This is a genomic window from Micromonospora sp. NPDC050417, from assembly GCF_044458865.1.
GTDB lineage: Bacteria > Actinomycetota > Actinomycetes > Mycobacteriales > Micromonosporaceae > Micromonospora_G.
Genome location: NZ_JBITIH010000003.1, coordinates 45309 through 61134, shown reverse-complemented (window position 1 = coordinate 61134; position 15826 = coordinate 45309). Strand labels below are relative to the sequence as shown.

Genomic DNA, 15826 nt, shown 5'->3' with positions numbered 1-15826 from the left:
AGTCTGGTCCGTCGACGGTCCGAGTGGCCTCAGGCGCGAACCCTGAGGCCACCCTGATAATTCCGGCGGAAAGGTTCCGGGGCGTCCCCGTGGTCACGGTGCCTGTCCGCGTGTGACCATCGAATCCGCAGGCCGACGTCGACCTGCGGGTCCTCCGCGACCACCCGTCCACGCGTCGGACCGGTTCCGCCCCCGGGCGGACCGACCGGCACGACCAGGGAGTGACCGATCAGCACCGCGATTGAGCCCCGCCTATACCGCGCCCGGCACCACCGCATGGTGGCCGGCGTGGCCGCCGGCATATCCGAACATCTGGGTATTCCGGTGATCCGGGTACGGGTCGCATTCGTGGTGTTGCTCGGTCTCAGTGGTCTCGGCCTATTGCTTTATGCGGCGTTCTGGGCGGTGGTGCCGGTACGCCCCGGCGAGACCGGTGAACCGCCCCGGCGTGACCTGCTGCAACTGATGCCGTTCGTGGCCATCGGGCTCGGCGTACTGGTGATTCAGCTGATGCTTTTCGGTCGCACCGGGGTGACCGGCACCGCGGGCTGGCTGGTTGCCATCATCGCGGTCGGTGCCGGCGTGATCTGGCACCAGTCGACTCCGGAGCGGCGCAGGCAGTGGAGCGAGACCATGCCGGTGCCGTGGCTCGGCGCGGTGTTGGAAGAAAGCGACCGACGGGCGTTCGTACTCCGGTTCATCGGCGGCGGCCTGTTGGTCGCGGTCGGGGTGGTCGGGGTGGCGGCGGTCTATTCCCCCCAGGCCGACTTCGACGCGGTGGCGAACGGGGTGATCTTCGCGTTGGTCGGGCTGGCCGGGGTGGGGGTGGTCGCCGCGCCGGTGCTCTGGCGGATGTTCAACCAGTTGCGGACCGAGCGCGAGGGGCGGATTCGGGAGCAGGAGCGGGCCGAGTTGGCGGCGATGGTGCACGACCAGGTGCTGCACACGCTCGCACTGATCCAACGCAACGCCGCCGATGTGAAGACCGTGCAACGACTGGCCCGGGGTCAGGAGCGGTCGTTGCGGAGTTGGTTGTACAAGCCGACCGGGTCGCCGACCGAGCGGTTCGCGGCGGCGTTGGAGCAGGTCGCGGCCGAGGTGGAGGACACCTTCGCGATCAGCGTGGAAACCGTGGTGGTCGGCGACCGGGAGACCGACGAGCGGATCGCGGCCCTGGTCGCGGCGGCCCGGGAGGCGCTGGTCAACGCGGCCCGGCACGCGAAGGTTGAGACGGTTTCGCTCTACGCCGAGGTCGAGCCGGAGCAGGTGAGCGTCTTCGTACGAGACCGTGGTGCCGGCTTCGACCCGACTACGGTAGAGGATCATCGACACGGGGTACGTGGCTCGATCATCGGGCGGATGGACCGGCACGGCGGCCGAGCGGAGATCCGCAGTTCGCTGGGGGACGGGACCGAGGTGCGGCTGTTCATGCCGACCCGGGAGAGCACCGGATCGGGCCGGGACTGGTAGCGCGATGACCGGGGCGGAGCGAGGAGAGCCATGACGGAGAACACCGACATCGCCGAGGGCGCGGAGCAGCGGCGGCTGCGCGTGTTCCTGGTCGACGACCACGCGATGTTCCGGGCCGGGGTCCGGGCCGAGTTGGGTGTGCACGTCGAGGTGGTCGGCGAGGCGAGCACCGTGGCCGAGGCGATCAACCGGATCGCGGTGGTGCTACCGGACGTGGTGCTGCTCGACGTGCACATGCCGGACGGTGGCGGCCGGGCGGTGCTGGACGCGATGCGGCGTACCCATCCGGCGATCCGGTTCCTGGCGTTGAGCGTCTCCGACGCGGCCGAGGACGTGATCGGTCTGATCCGGGCCGGCGCACGCGGGTACGTCACCAAGACGATCTCGCCAGACGAGCTGACCGCGGCGATCCGGCGGGTGGCCGACGGGGACGCGGTCTTCAGCCCTCGGTTGGCCGGTTTCGTGCTGGACGCGTTCGCCGCCCGTCCGGACGCCCCGGTCGCCGACCCGGAGCTGGACCAGCTCACCAACCGGGAGCGTGAGGTGCTCCGACTGCTGGCCCGGGGCTACGCCTACAAGGAGATCGCGAAGGAGCTGTTCATCTCGATCAAGACGGTCGAGACCCACGTCTCCAACGTGTTGCGCAAGCTCCAGATGTCCAACCGGTACGAGTTGTCCCGTTGGGCAGCAGATCGTCGACTCGTCTGAATCCACCGGCGCCGATCGCCGTCGCACCGGTCATCGACCAGTGGTCGAGAGGGTGTGTACGGTCAGTGCGCGTCTGACATCCGACAGTATTCGCTGGTCCTGTCGGGTGGTTGATCGGGGAACCCCGGGATCGGCGCCCCACGCGCCCTTGTTTGGGCTCTCGCGTACGTCGGTTCAGGTAGATCTACCAGGGCAAATTGTGATCTTGGTGAGTATTGACCGAGTGCGCTCGGTCTAACGGCTTGATAACGGCACCTTCACGCAACGGGCGTTGGGTGTCACAGTGTCAGTCACCTCACACCCCCTCGTGAGCGCCCTGAGGAGGCACTCCCATGCGCGGGAAAACCCTGAAGATGGCGGTCGCTACGACCGCCATCACGCTGATTGCCACAGGTTGCAGCAGCAGCGAGCCGGACGACTCCGGTTCGAGCAACAGCAACGCGGTGGTTTCCATCGAGATCGCCGAGCCGCAGCACCTGATCCCTTCCAACACCACCGAGACGAGCGGCGCGCAGGTCCTGTCCGCCCTCTTCTCTCCGCTGGTTGACTTCGACAAGGACAACAAGCCTTACGAGGTTGCTGCCGAGTCGATCACGTCCACGGACAACACCCTGTGGACGGTCAAGCTCAAGGACGGCTACACCTTCCACAACGGTGAGAAGGTCAACGCCGACAGCTACATCAACGCCTGGAACTACGGCGCGTACGGCCCGAACGGCCAGGGCGGCGCCTACTTCTGGGAGAAGGTCGACGGCTACGCCGACCTCCAGTCGACCGACCCCGACGGCGAAGAGGGCCCGCAGAAGGCTCCGGAGCCGAAGGCCAAGAAGCTGACCGGTCTGGCGAAGGTCGATGACCTCACCTTCACGGTCAAGCTGTCGGCGCCGTTCAGCGAGTTCAAGGCCGTCCTCGGCTACACCTCGTTCTACCCGCTGCCGGCGGCGGCGTGGCAGTCCGAGGGTGTGCTGAAGGAGGGCTTCGAGGACGCGATCGTCGGTAACGGCCCGTTCAAGCTCAAGGGTGCCTGGCAGCACGACCAGGGCATCGAGGTCGAGAAGTACGACGCCTTCCCGGGCGAGAAGCCGAAGGTCGGCGGCGTCAACTTCAAGATCTATCAGCAGCTCACCTCGGCCTACGCCGACCTGCAGGCGGACAACCTCGACGTGATCAAGACGATCCCGACCGAGGTTCTCTCCAGCGCCCAGACCGACCTGGGTGACCGGTTCAAGCAGTCGCCGGCCTCGACCTTCCAGTTCGTCGCCTTCCCGACGTTCCAGCCGGAGTTCGCCAAGCCCGAGGTCCGCAAGGCGATCTCGCAGGCGATCGACCGGGACGAGATCATCAAGGCGGTCTTCAAGGGCTCGCAGAAGTCGGCCCGCTCGTTCGTCTCGCCGGTTGTCGCCGGGTACCGGGACAACACCTGCGCCGACGCCTGCACCTTCGACGCCGCCAAGGCGAAGGCGGCGTACACCGCCGCCGGTGGCCCGGCCAAGCTGCAGATCTCGTACAACGGTGACGGTGGGCACAAGGAGTGGGTGGACGCCACCTGCAACCAGCTCAAGACCAACCTGGGTGTGGAGTGCGTCGGCACCGCCGAGCCGAAGTTCGCTGACCTGCTGACCAAGGTGGAGTCGAAGACTCCGGTCGGCATGTTCCGCATGGGCTGGGTCATGGACTACCCGTCGATGGAGAACTACCTCGGCCCGCTGTACTCCACCAACGGTTCGTCGAACTACTACGGCTACAGCAACCCGGCCTTCGACGCCCTGGTCAAGGAGGGTGCCTCGGCGCCGAGCCTCGACGAGGCGATCAAGAAGTACCAGGCGGCCGAGGACATCCTCGTCCAGGACATGCCGGTGATTCCGCTGCGGTTCGGGCAGAACACGTTCGGCCACTCGAACAAGGTCAAGAACGTGGAGATCGACCTGTTCAACCGGGTTGATCTGTTGAAGATCGAATCCGTCAGCTGAACTGACCGCTGAGCGGCGGACGGTCCGGGTCACCAGCTAAGAGTTGCGTGACCCGGACCGTCCGACGAGTGGTCCATTGTCGGGCCGTGCCCGAACCAGCCGGACCAGCTCCGTGGCGTCACCGGTGACCGTGCGGTGACGCCATCGCCGCGTCCATATGCGGTCCGCTGTCCACAAGGCAGCCACCGACGCCTGTCCCGTGAAGGACGAAGACATGTTCCGTTTCATAGTCCGGCGCCTGCTGCAGATGGTCCTCACGTTCGTCGGGGCCACCCTGCTCGTCTACGCGCTCATGTTCAGCAACCAGGGCTCCCCCGCACAGGTCATCCAGTCCCTGGTCGGCGAACGCCCGGTCACCCCGGCCCAGGTCCAGGTCCTGACCGAGCGCTACCACCTCAACGAAGGCTTCTGGGCCCAGTACGGCTACTACATGAAGGGCCTGCTGCAACTCGATTTCGGCACCTCCCTGACCGGTCGACCGATCGGCGACATGATTGCCCAGGCCTGGCCGGTGACCATCCGGCTCGCCGTGATCGGTGTCCTGTTCGCCATCATCTTCGGCGTGACCGCGGGCGTCGTCGCCGGCATCCGTCGCGCCGGCGTGTTCGACAATGCCACGCTGATCCTCACCCTGCTACTCATTTCCATCCCGGTGATCGTGCTGGCCCCGCTCGCGCAGTACTTCTTCGGCATCAAGCTGAGCTGGTTCCCGCCCACCGCCGGTGGTGACCCCGACTGGTGGGCGCTGCTCCTACCCGGTCTGGTGCTGGGATCGCTCTCGCTCGCCACCTACTCCCGGTTGACCCGTACCTCAGTGGCGGAGAACCTCCGCGCCGACTACGTCCGTACGGCCCGCGCCAAGGGCCTGCCGCGCAGCCGGGTGATCGGGGTACACGTACTGCGCAACTCGCTGATCCCGGTGGTCACCTACATCGGCATCGACATCGGTGGCCTGATGGCCGGCGCCATCATCACCGAAGGCGTGTTCAACATTCCCGGCGTCGGCTTCAACCTCTTCCGCGGCATCCGCACCGAGGACGGACCGCTCGTGGTCGGCTTCGTGAGCCTGCTGGTCATCGTCTTCCTGGTCGCGAACCTGATCGTCGACATCATGTACGCCGTGCTCGACCCGAGGATCCGCTATGAGTAATCTCGAATCGATCGCCGCGGCCGAGACCCCCGCCGCGAACCCCGTACCGGCCGGCGGCGCCAAGGCCGAGAAGCCGCGTAGCCTCGCCGGCGACGCCTGGCGGGACCTGCGCCGCAACCCGATCTTCTGGGTCGCCTCCGGGCTCGTCCTGCTCTTCGTGGTGATGGCGCTGGTGCCACAGCTCTTCACCCCGGCCGACCCCGCCAGTTGCGCACTGTCCCGGCAGTACGGGGCACCGAGCGGCCGGGCCTGGTTCGGCTACGACTTCCAGGGCTGTGACGTCTTCGCGCGTACGGTCTACGGGGCACGTGCCTCGATCCAGGTCGGCGTCTTCGCCATGCTGCTGGCCGGCGCCATCGCGCTGGTCATCGGGCTCTCGTCGGGCTACTTCGGCGGCTGGGTGGACACCGTCCTGTCCCGGCTCACCGACATCGTGCTCGGTATCCCGCTGCTGCTGGCCGCGATCGTGCTCGGCAAGCGGCTCGCCGGCGACCGGCAGGGAACCGGCATCTGGACCGTGGTGATCGTGCTCGGCGTACTCGGCTGGACCACCGCGTCGCGGGTGATGCGCTCCTCGGTGATCAGTGCCAAGAACCAGGACTACGTGGCGGCGGCCCGGATGCTCGGCGCCGGGCACGGCCGGATCATGTTCCGGCACATCCTGCCGAACGCGCTCGCCCCCTTCGTGGTCGTGCTGACGATCGCGCTCGGCGGGTTCATCTCGGTGGAGGCCACCCTGTCGTTCCTCGGCATCGGGCTGAAGGCACCCGCCGTCTCCTGGGGCATCGACATCTCCAGCTCGCAGCTGCGGGTACGGGAGAACGCCACCCCGCTGATGGCACCCTCCGCATTCCTGGCGCTGACCGTGCTCGCCTTCATCATGCTCGGCGACGCGATCCGCGACGCCTTCGACCCGAAGCTGCGGTAGGAGAATCCGGTGACCGACATCAAGGCACAAATCGACGTCCTACCCGGATTGGACCACTCCGCCCCACTGCTACAGGTGACCGACCTGCACGTGGAGTTCCGCACCGTCAACGGTGTCGCGCACGCGGTGAACGGGGCCAACTTCACCGTCCAGGCGGGAGAGACCCTGGCCATCCTCGGCGAGTCCGGGTGTGGCAAGTCCGTGACCGCCCAGGCGATCATGGGCATCCTGGACACCCCGCCCGGGTACGTGACCCGGGGTGAGGTCCGCTACCGCGGGCTCGACCTGCTGAAGCTCCCCGAGGAGCAGCGGCGGAAGGTACGCGCCAACAGGATCGCCATGATCTTCCAGGACGCGCTCTCGGCGCTCAACCCGGTCTTCTCGGTGGGCTTCCAGCTCGGCGAACTGATGCGGGTGCACCGGGGCATGTCCCGAAAGGCCGCGCAGCAGCGGTCGATCGAGCTGCTCGACCTGGTGAAGATCCCGGGCGCCCGGCAGCGGGTCAACGACTACCCGCACCAGTTCTCCGGCGGTATGCGGCAGCGGGTGATGATCGCGATGGCGCTGGCCCTCGACCCCGAGGTGCTGATCGCGGACGAGCCCACCACCGCGCTCGACGTCACGGTCCAGGCCCAGATCATGAACCTGCTGGCGGAACTCCGCCGGGAACGGAACATGGGTCTGATCCTGATCACCCACGACATGGGGGTGGTCGCCGACGTCGCCGACCGGATCTCGGTGATGTACGCCGGCAAGGTGGTAGAGGAGGCGGGAGTCTTCGACATCTACGCCCGGCCGGCGCACCCGTACACCAAGGCCCTGCTGGAGTCGATCCCCCGGGTCGACCTCAGGGGTCAGAAGCTGAACGTGATCAAAGGGCTGCCGCCGAACCTGACGAACATCCCGCCGGGCTGTGCCTTCAACCCCAGGTGCCGGTACGCCCAGGACGTCTGTCGGGCGGACCCGCCGCCGCAGGCGTACCAGGTGGCCGAGAACCGGACCTCGCGCTGCCACTTCTGGAAGGACGTGTTGGGCGATGAGTGACGTGGTGCTGCGGACCCAGAACCTGGTGAAGCACTTCCCGATCACCCGGGGCATCGTGTTCCAGAGCCAGATCGGCGCGGTCCGCGCGGTCGACGGGATCAACCTCGAACTGCGCCGGGGCGAGACCCTCGGTGTGGTGGGCGAGTCCGGCTGCGGCAAGTCGACCCTGGCGAAGCTGCTGGTCGGGCTGGAGAAGCCGACCTCGGGCACGATCGACGTCCGGGGTCAGGACATGACCCGGCTGACCGGCCAGACGTTGCGTCGGGCTCGGCGCAACATCCAGATGGTGTTGCAGGACCCGTACACCTCGCTGAACCCGCGGATGACGGTCGGCGACATCATCGGCGAGCCCTTCGACATCCACCCGGACGTCGCACCACGGGGCGAGCGGCAGAAGCGGGTGCAGGACCTGATCGACCTGGTCGGGCTCAACCCGGACCACATCAACCGGTACCCGCACCAGTTCTCGGGTGGTCAGCGGCAGCGGATCGGGATCGCCCGGGCGTTGGCGCTCAACCCGGAGATCATCATTTGTGACGAGCCGGTGTCGGCGTTGGACGTGTCGATCCAGGCGCAGGTGATCAACCTGTTGGAGAAGCTCCAGGACGAGTTGGGGCTCTCGTACGTGTTCATCGCGCACGATCTGTCGGTGGTTCGGCACATCGCGGACCGGGTGGCGGTGATGTACCTCGGCAAGATCGTGGAGATCGGTACGAACGAGGAGATCTACGAGCGGCCGACCCACCCGTACACGCAGGCGCTGCTCTCCGCCGTACCGGTCCCGGACCCCACCCTGCGTGGGCATCGGGACCAGATCGTGCTGGAGGGCGACGTACCGTCACCGGCCAACCCGCCCTCGGGCTGCCGGTTCCGTACCCGCTGCTGGAAGGCCCAGGGCATCTGCGCCGAGCAGGACCCACCGTTGGTGGAGCGGGAGCATTCCGGTCACCCGAGCGCTTGCCACTTCGCCGAGGAGCGGGACGTGGTGCACGCGGTCGAATAGGCCGGATCAGACGCCGGCGGTCGGCCCCACCCGGCTGCGCCACCGGTGAAGGTAGTGCCTCCTCAGTGTCCGGGGCGTCGGCCGTCATCCACACGACCGGCGCCCCGGACCGCTCACCGGGTTGCGTCGTCGGGCCATCGGTTCGGCGCCGGTCTGGTCAGAGCGGTCCGCGGCCGGCACGCAGCACCAGCAGCGCGAGCTGCGTTCCGTCCGCTCCCAGGGCGGTGCGGAACTTGTCCAGGATCTCCCGTTCGCGGGAGAGCACCAGGCGGGTGCCACCGGAGGCGACGCGGGTCGCGCCGACCTGTTGGGACAGGCTCGCCCGTTCCTGCCACAGCGCGATCAACGCGTTGTCGATCTCGTTGATCCGGTCGCGCATGGCGAGGATCCGTTGCGCGGCCTCGGGTGAGTCGGTGCCGGTCTGCGTGGTCCCGGACGTGTCGGTTGCGGCGGAGTTGGTCGGCTGCTCAAGCATGTGTGCGGTCATTTCTGGGCTCCCGAGCGGGTAGGCCCCCAGCGTCCAGACACCCGAAGCAAAACGCCCCGGGCTCCAGGAGCCCGGGGCGTTTCGTAGGTTTTAGATCAGGCGCTACCTACGGCTGCCGGACTCCCGGAGCCATAGTAAAAGTAGAAGTGCGCCTGCTGGATCACGAACCGAGTATGCACACCTCGGCCCTCCAGCGCAAGTGCCCGGGTAAGGAAGGGCCCCTTCTTATCGTTTTCGGTGGTAGAAGGGGCCCTTCCTAACGTTTCTGGTGGTGCTGGTCGGTCAGCCGAGGCGGGTGATGCGGTTGGCGGGACCGGGGGTGACGGGTGCCCCGGCGCCCAGGTGCGCGACCAGCGCGTCCACGTCGAACCCGGGCGCGGTGGTCCGGCCCGTGCCCCCGGTGAGCAGGGTGAAGCCGTCGCCGCCATTGGCCAGGAAGTCGTTCGTGGTGACCCGGTAGCTGGCGGCCGGGTCGACCGGCGTACCGCCCAGAGCCAGGGCGCTGACCCGCCCACCCGCGGGCAGGCTGGTGTCGTAGCTGTAGCTGAAACCGGCCGAGACCTGGAGCACCCGCTGGGTGGTCTGACCGTTGAAGCCGGCAAACTGCTGTTCCAGTACGTCCTTCAGCTGCGCGCCGGTGAAGGTCTGGGTGACCACCAGGTTGTTGAACGGCTGGACGGTGAACGCCTCGCCGTAGGTGATCTGGCCAGGCGCCTCGCCACCGGCCGACGCGGCGTACGACAGTGAGGCGCGGATGCCGCCCGGATTCATCAACGCGAGCTGTGCGCCGGTCGAGGCGGTCCAGGCGAGCTGTGCGTCGGCGATCACGTCGCCGAGTGGGCTCTCCTGGTTCGGCTGGTTGTCCCGGACGATGTCGGCGCTGATCGCACCGACCACCCGGTTCGCGATCGGGGCGACCGCGTTGCGGTACTTGTCGGCGAGCGTTTTCGCCGTCGGGTCCACCAGGGCCGGGTTGCGGACGAAGGTGCCGGGGGTGGTCTGCTGCCAGGTCCCGTCCGGGTTGCGTACGCCGTTCTCGACGATGACGTTGCGGGCGGTGATCTCGCTGAACCGGCCGGTCCGGCGGTCCAGCGAGTAGTCGATGTCGGTGATCAGTTGGCCGTTGGTGCCGGCGCTGGTGACGACGGTCCGCGCGCCCGACGAGTTCGGCAGCGAGCAGGAGTACGCGCGGTGCGTGTGGCCGCTGACGACCAGCCCGAACTCGGGCCGCAGCCCGGCCACGATCGGCACCAGCGGGCCGGAGAAGTTGGTGCACTCGGACGGCCCGCCGGACTGCGTGCCGCCCTCGTGCAGGAGCAGGACCTGGGCCTTCACCCCGGCGAGCCGGAGCAGTCCGCCCCAGAGGTTGGCCGTTTCGATCTCGTCGGTGAAGCGGACCGAGCTGATGCCGGCGGGGTTGACGATGCTCGGGGTTCCCTCCAGGGTGAGCCCGACGAAGCCGACCGGTACGCCGTCGACGATCCGGATGTCCACCGGCGGGAGGATCGGCAGTCCGGTGCGCCGGCTCACCGTGTTCGCGGCCAGGTAGCTGAACCGCGCGCCAGCGAAGCCGTCACCGTCCTGGCAGCCGTCGACCGGGTGGCAGCCGCCCCGGTTGATCCGGAGCAGTTCCTCGACGCCTTCGTCGAACTCGTGGTTGCCCACCGAGCTGATCTCCAGCCCGATCGCGTCCATCAGTTCGATCGTCGGTTCGTCATGGAAGGCGGCGCTGACCAGTGGGGTGGCGCCGATCAGGTCGCCGGCGCCGACGGTGGTGCTCCGCCGTCCCTCGGCGGCGGCCTCGGCGCGGAGCTTCTTGAGCCAGGTCGCCAGGTATTCGACCCCGCCGGCCGGGGTGCCGTTGACCGCGGCACCGCTGCCGGTCGGCGGGTCGATGGCGCCGTGGAAGTCGTTGTAGCTGAGGAAGTTGCCCTTGGCCGGGCGGCCGAGCGGCTGGTGGTAGGAGACCGATACCGGGTCGAGGGCGGTCCAGCGCTCGGCGCCGGCGGACGGGTCGCCGGCCGGGGCGAGGGGCAGGGTGGTGACGACGGCGAGGGCCAGGGCGGGCACCGCGAATCGCCGCAGTGCCGCCCAACCGCCCGTACGCGGTGTGCTCATCCGGATTCTTCCCATCGAGTGCGGTGGAGTTTTCCTGGTCGGTATCCGGTCATCGTTCTCGATCCGTCGGGAACCCACCAGTACACCTGGATGACGAGTTGGTTGCCGGTCGGCAGGGGAGTCCGAGGATGTCGGCCCGGCGGCATAGACTCGCGCTGCGATGCATGCTCTCTTCGAAACCCCGCCGATCCAGCCCTCGACCCCGCCCCAGCCTCCGGGGTCGTCCCAGCCCTCGTCGCCGCCCCGGTCCTCGTCGCCGTCGACGTCGGCTGTGGCGCGTCCGCCGTTTCCGGCCGGGGATCCACAAGCCCTGCTGACCGGGTTGAACGGCCCGCAGCGCGACGCGGTGACGCACGCCGGCTCCCCGTTGCTGATCGTGGCGGGTGCGGGCTCGGGCAAGACCCGGGTGCTGACCCACCGGATCGCCTACCTGCTCGCGGCCCGGCAGGTGCATCCCGGTGAGATCATCGCGATCACCTTCACCAACAAGGCCGCCGGTGAGATGAAGGAGCGGGTGGCCGCCCTGGTCGGTCCCCGGGCCCGGCTGATGTGGGTCTCCACGTTCCACTCCGCCTGCGTACGGATCCTCCGGGCGGAACACGAGCACGCCGGTCTGAAGTCGACCTTCTCGATCTACGACGCGGACGACTCGCGGCGGTTGATGCAGATGGTCACCCGGGAGCTGGATCTCGACCCGAAGCGCTATCCGGCGCGCGGGTTGGCGGCCCAGGTTTCCAATCTGAAGAACGAGCTGATCGACCCGGAGGAGTTCGCCGGCCGGGCGAAGGGGCCGAACGAGCGTGCGCTGGCCGAGGCGTACACCCGCTACCAGCAGCGCCTGCGGGAGGCGCACGCACTCGACTTCGACGACCTGATCATGACCACGGTGCATCTGTTGCAGTCGCACCCGCACGTGGCGGAGAGCTACCGGCGCCGGTTCCGGCACGTCCTGGTCGACGAGTACCAGGACACCAACCACGCCCAGTACACGCTGATCAAGGAGCTGGTCGGGAGCGAGTCGGGCGCCGGTGGGACCGACGGGCTGCCACCGGCCGAGCTCTGCGTCGTCGGTGACGCGGACCAGTCGATCTACGCGTTCCGGGGTGCCACGATCCGCAACATCCTGGAGTTCGAACGGGACTTCACCGACGCCCGGACCATTCTGCTGGAGCAGAACTACCGCTCCACCCAGACCATCCTGAACGCGGCCAACGCGGTGATCGACCGGAACACCTCCCGTAAGCCGAAGCGGCTCTGGAGCGACGCCGGTGCCGGGGAGCAGATCGTCGGCTACGTCGCCGACACCGAACACGCCGAGGCCGACTGGGTGGCCCGGGAGATCGACCGACTGACCGACGAGGGGCTGACCCGGCCGGGCGAGGTGGCCGTCTTCTACCGGACCAACGCCCAGTCCCGGGTCTTCGAGGAGGTGTTCATCCGGGTCGGTCTGCCGTACAAGGTGGTCGGCGGGGTGCGCTTCTACGAGCGCAAGGAGGTACGCGACGCGCTGGCGTACCTGCGTGCGGTGGTCAACGACGACGACACGGTGAGCCTGCGCCGGGTGCTCAACACACCACGGCGGGGGATCGGTGACCGGGCCGAGGCGTGCGTCGAGGCGCTCGCCGCCCGGGATCGGATCTCGTTCGGGGCCGCGTTGCGGCGGGCTGGCAACGCTCCGGGGATCTCCACCCGGGCAGCCAACTCGATCGCCGACTTCGTCGCCCTGCTCGACAGCGCCCGGGAGTTGGCCGAGACGGCCGCCCCGGAGGAGGTGCTGGAGTCCCTGCTCACCCGCTCGGGTTACCTGAGCGAGCTGGAGGAGAGCCTCGACCCGCAGGACGCCGGGCGGGTGGAGAACCTTCAGGAGCTGGTGAGCGTCGCCCGGGAGTACACCGAACGGGTTGAGGCGCAGGCCGAGGAGGGGGAGGGCGGGGCCACCCTCGCCGGTTTCCTGGAGCAGGTCGCGCTGGTCGCCGACGCCGACCAGATCCCCGACCAGGCGGGTCCGGCGGCCGACGACGAGGAGGCGGCGCAGCCGCAGGGCGTGGTCACGCTGATGACCCTGCACACGGCGAAGGGACTGGAGTTCCCGGTCGTCTTCCTGACCGGCCTGGAGGATGGTGTCTTCCCGCACCTGCGCGCACTCGGCGACACCCGGGAACTGGAGGAGGAGCGCCGGCTCGCCTATGTCGGCATCACCCGCGCTCGGCAGCGGCTCTACCTGTCCCGCGCGGTCACCCGTTCGGCATGGGGCCAGCCGTCGTACAACCCCGCGTCGCGGTTCATGGCCGAACTCCCGACCGACCTGGTGCGCTGGGAGCGGACCGAGGGCTCGTACACGTCCTGGTCGGGCACGGGTGGCGGCGTGGGCGGGCGTGCCGGCTACGCCGATTCTGGTTCGGCCGCCCGGGGTGGCGGCTTCACCGGCGGTACGCCGAAGGCCGCGCAGCTCGCCCGGAAGCTGGGCGTCGACGCGAGCAGGCTGGCAACAGCCAGCGAGTTGCCGCAGACGCCGAAGGTGGCGGCCGGGGACCGGGTCAACCACCAGCGGTACGGCCTGGGCCGGGTGATCGCGGTGGAGGGGCATGGGCCGGGTGCGCGGGCCCAGATCGACTTCGGTGACCAGACCATGTGGCTGGTGCTGCGGCACGCGCCGATCGACAAGCTCTGACCGTCCCGGCGATCCGCTTGGCGGAGGCACGGGCGACGGCTCCCCGCGCGGACCGTGTGGTCCGGGCGGGAAGCCGTCGGCGGGGTTCGGGGTCGGTGGTTCAGCAGCCCAGGTCGACGCCGTGTGCCCGCATGAACGGGGCCGGGTCGATCTGGTTCCAGAGTCCGCCCTGGTGCACCTCGAAGTGCAGGTGCGGACCGGTGGCGTCGCCGGTGGCGCCCTCGTACCCGATGACCTGACCGGCGGTGACCTTGTCACCAACCTGTACCGCGGTCCGGTTCTGGTGCGCGTAGTGGGTCAGGATGCCGTTGCCGTGGTCGATGACCACGGAGATGCCGTACCCGTCGTAGGCGGCGCCGGCTGTGATCACCGTGCCGGCGGCGGCGGCGTGGATCGGCGTGTTCTCGTCCCCGGCGAGGTCGATGCCGGCGTGTAGGACGCCGCCGCGCATGCCGTAGCAGGAGCTGACCGGAACACCGGGCATCGGGTTGACCCAGGCCGCGGCGGCCTTGGTCGGCTTCACCGTGGCCTTGGTGGGCGTCGGCTTCTTGGTTGCCGGGGTGGTTTTCGGGGCGGTCGGGGTCGGGCTGCCGCTGGGGGTGGCCGAGGGGGTCGGGCTGGTGCTCGGGGTGGGCGTGGCGAGCAGGCTGGTCGGAACTGCGGTCGGGCTGCCCGCGATCGGGTCGCGTTCGGAGCGGTTGGCGCGTTCGGCCGCGCGGGCTCGGGCGTCGGCGTCCGCCGCCAGTGTGGTCCGGGTCGGCTGCTCGTCCTCGCCGCCGACGGTCAGTGCCGCGGCACCGAATCCGATGAGTACGGCCAGCCCGGTCGCCACGTAGACGCCGCGACCGACCCGTCGGCGCGGGGCGCGGTGTCGGGCTACGTCACTGCCGACCCGGAGGTCCTCCCCGTCCTCGTCGCGGTCGTGGTCGTCGAGCGGCTGGCTGTCCTGCACGGGTGGAACCTCCGGGATACGGGAACTGACCCGGAAATGGTGGTCGGTCACCGCGGTGACCAGCGGCATCGGGGTTGTCACCGGGCGGGTTGGCCGGCGGGTACGGCGGAGAGATACGCCTGGATTGGGGCCGGTATCCGGTTGTCGGCGCGGCTGCGGCGTGTCTCCGGTCACATTGGCTGCTGTGACCGAGAAGACTTCTCCGGGTCATGGCGCGCGAAAAACCGCCCGGACCGAACAGTCCAGGCGGTTTCGACGCGGTACGTCGGGCTACTGCGCGGTCACTCCGCCGTAAATTGCCTCGACTTGGGTCTGAATGTCCACTCCCTTGTCCCGCAGGTACGGGATCGGGTCCCGAGGGACGCCGTTGACATGCACCTCAAGGTGCAGGTGGGAGCCGTAGGAGTGACCGGTGTTGCCGACCAGTCCGAGCTGGTCGCCGGCCTTCACCTCCTGGCCCTCCTGCACGAGGATCTTGGAGGAGTGGCCGTAGACGGATTCGGAGCCGTCCGGGTGGGTGACGATCACGCAGTAGCCGTAGCCGCCGTACCAGCCGGCGCGGGTGACCTTGCCAGAGTGGATGGCGTGGTACGGGGTGCCCTCGGCGGCAGCCAGGTCGACACCGGCGTGGAGCTTGCCCCAGCGCATGCCGTACGGGGAGGTGAAGTTGTAGCCGTGCAGTGGCAGGAGCCAGACGTCGGGTGCTTCGGCCATCGTGCTCGCGATGCCGGAGCGGTCGTCGTCACGGGTGGCGCGTTCGGCACTGTCGGCGCGCGAGGCGAGATCGTCGCTGGTCGCGGAGGCGTTCTCCAGGTCGGCCAGGGTGGCGGGGCTGACCGCCTTCGCGTCGGGCATGGCAGCCGCGCCCAGGGCGACGATGCCGGCGCCGACGACGGCGGTGGTGACAACTGCGGCGTAGCGGCTGCGCGGGGGGGTGGGTACGCGGCGTCGCCCGCGATATCGATCGGGCTCAGACGACAGGCGCTGGCGCACGCACACCCTCCGTTGTCGGGTATTGAAACCGACCCTGTCCGGGTGGCGGTAGTGCCAGCCACTCGTTGGGACCGTGTCGTCACCCGATCGAGGACCTGATGACAACCGTCGTCACGGTAACCGCCGCCTAGTCGACCCACAAGTCACACCACGGCTTTGTCGTCGTCCGGTGCGCCTGTCCGTCATGAAACGCCCAATTTCGTAACCATTGGCGGGTCTTATCGTTAGTAGCTCTCAGTCACCGATCCCGGTACGGCGGGTCAGTTGGATCGACCGGACGGCAACGGTGGGTGATCCGTGGAGACGGACTCGGACCGGGTTCGCCGGCCGGA

General features: G+C 68.6%; 12 protein-coding genes. 8 read left to right on the top strand and 4 right to left on the bottom strand.

What is annotated here, in order from left to right; genetic code table 11:
• The first annotated feature begins 228 nt into the window (after positions 1-228).
• The 7 genes from ACIBF5_RS05425 to ACIBF5_RS05395 all read left to right on the top strand — a co-directional run bounded on the left by ACIBF5_RS05425 (position 229) and on the right by ACIBF5_RS05395 (position 8273).
• A complete protein-coding gene (locus tag ACIBF5_RS05425; protein ID WP_396808824.1) occupies positions 229-1470 on the top strand; it encodes a PspC domain-containing protein in 1242 nt (413 codons plus the stop codon).
• 30 nt (positions 1471-1500) lie between these two features.
• Positions 1501-2178 (top strand): LuxR C-terminal-related transcriptional regulator, encoded by a 678-nt coding sequence (locus ACIBF5_RS05420; RefSeq protein ID WP_396808394.1) that lies wholly within the window; start codon positions 1501-1503, stop codon positions 2176-2178.
• Between the two features lie 332 nt (positions 2179-2510).
• Positions 2511-4148 (top strand): ABC transporter substrate-binding protein, encoded by a 1638-nt coding sequence (locus ACIBF5_RS05415; protein WP_396808393.1) that lies wholly within the window; start codon positions 2511-2513, stop codon positions 4146-4148.
• A 214-nt stretch (positions 4149-4362) separates the two neighbouring features.
• On the top strand, positions 4363-5298 hold the full coding sequence (locus ACIBF5_RS05410; protein WP_396808391.1) for an ABC transporter permease: 936 nt from the start codon (positions 4363-4365) through the stop codon (positions 5296-5298).
• Positions 5291-6226, top strand: coding sequence for an ABC transporter permease (locus ACIBF5_RS05405; protein ID WP_396808390.1), 936 nt, complete (start codon positions 5291-5293; stop codon positions 6224-6226). Before ACIBF5_RS05410 ends, ACIBF5_RS05405 begins: the two co-directional genes overlap by 8 nt.
• Before the next feature lie 9 nt (positions 6227-6235).
• Positions 6236-7270 carry an ABC transporter ATP-binding protein gene (locus ACIBF5_RS05400; protein ID WP_396808388.1) on the top strand — a complete coding sequence of 345 codons (1035 nt, stop codon included), beginning with the start codon at positions 6236-6238 and terminating at the stop codon, positions 7268-7270.
• The gene (locus tag ACIBF5_RS05395; RefSeq protein ID WP_396808386.1) at positions 7263-8273 is read left to right on the top strand and encodes an ABC transporter ATP-binding protein; all 1011 of its coding nucleotides are present in this window, start codon (positions 7263-7265) and stop codon (positions 8271-8273) included. The genes ACIBF5_RS05400 and ACIBF5_RS05395 overlap by 8 nt, the downstream gene beginning before the upstream one ends.
• 157 nt (positions 8274-8430) lie before the next feature.
• Here the strand turns inward: ACIBF5_RS05395 and ACIBF5_RS05390 are convergent, their stop codons facing one another.
• Positions 8431-8748, bottom strand: a complete 318-nt coding sequence (locus tag ACIBF5_RS05390) for a chorismate mutase (protein ID WP_396808822.1) — start codon at positions 8746-8748, stop codon at positions 8431-8433.
• A gap of 294 nt (positions 8749-9042) precedes the next feature.
• Positions 9043-10878 (bottom strand): bifunctional metallophosphatase/5'-nucleotidase, encoded by a 1836-nt coding sequence (locus ACIBF5_RS05385; protein ID WP_396808384.1) that lies wholly within the window; start codon positions 10876-10878, stop codon positions 9043-9045.
• A 160-nt stretch (positions 10879-11038) separates the two neighbouring features.
• Here ACIBF5_RS05385 and pcrA point away from each other — a divergent pair, with 160 nt between their 5' ends.
• Entirely contained in the window at positions 11039-13549 is a 2511-nt protein-coding gene (gene pcrA, locus ACIBF5_RS05380) for a DNA helicase PcrA (RefSeq protein ID WP_396808382.1), read from the top strand.
• Between the two features lie 100 nt (positions 13550-13649).
• On the opposite strand, the gene ACIBF5_RS05375 is transcribed toward pcrA, so the two are convergent.
• Both ACIBF5_RS05375 and ACIBF5_RS05370 read right to left on the bottom strand, forming a co-directional pair.
• Positions 13650-14570: a M23 family metallopeptidase gene (locus tag ACIBF5_RS05375; RefSeq protein ID WP_396808380.1), complete on the bottom strand. Its 921-nt coding sequence runs from the start codon at positions 14568-14570 to the stop codon at positions 13650-13652.
• Positions 14571-14771: 201 nt separating this feature from the next.
• Positions 14772-15494 (bottom strand): M23 family metallopeptidase, encoded by a 723-nt coding sequence (locus ACIBF5_RS05370; protein WP_396808379.1) that lies wholly within the window; start codon positions 15492-15494, stop codon positions 14772-14774.
• Between the last annotated feature and the right edge of the window lie 332 nt (positions 15495-15826).

Coding starts and splice junctions, on each gene's coding strand:
- ACIBF5_RS05405 (WP_396808390.1), top strand. CDS start 5,291: ATGAGTAATCTCGAATCGATCGCCGCGGCCGAGACCCCCGCCGCGAAC.
- ACIBF5_RS05410 (WP_396808391.1), top strand. CDS start 4,363: ATGTTCCGTTTCATAGTCCGGCGCCTGCTGCAGATGGTCCTCACGTTC.
- ACIBF5_RS05420 (WP_396808394.1), top strand. CDS start 1,501: ATGACGGAGAACACCGACATCGCCGAGGGCGCGGAGCAGCGGCGGCTG.
- ACIBF5_RS05390 (WP_396808822.1), bottom strand. CDS start 8,748: ATGCTTGAGCAGCCGACCAACTCCGCCGCAACCGACACGTCCGGGACC.
- ACIBF5_RS05385 (WP_396808384.1), bottom strand. CDS start 10,878: ATGAGCACACCGCGTACGGGCGGTTGGGCGGCACTGCGGCGATTCGCG.
- ACIBF5_RS05395 (WP_396808386.1), top strand. CDS start 7,263: ATGAGTGACGTGGTGCTGCGGACCCAGAACCTGGTGAAGCACTTCCCG.
- pcrA (WP_396808382.1), top strand. CDS start 11,039: ATGCATGCTCTCTTCGAAACCCCGCCGATCCAGCCCTCGACCCCGCCC.
- ACIBF5_RS05415 (WP_396808393.1), top strand. CDS start 2,511: ATGCGCGGGAAAACCCTGAAGATGGCGGTCGCTACGACCGCCATCACG.
- ACIBF5_RS05375 (WP_396808380.1), bottom strand. CDS start 14,570: ATGCCGCTGGTCACCGCGGTGACCGACCACCATTTCCGGGTCAGTTCC.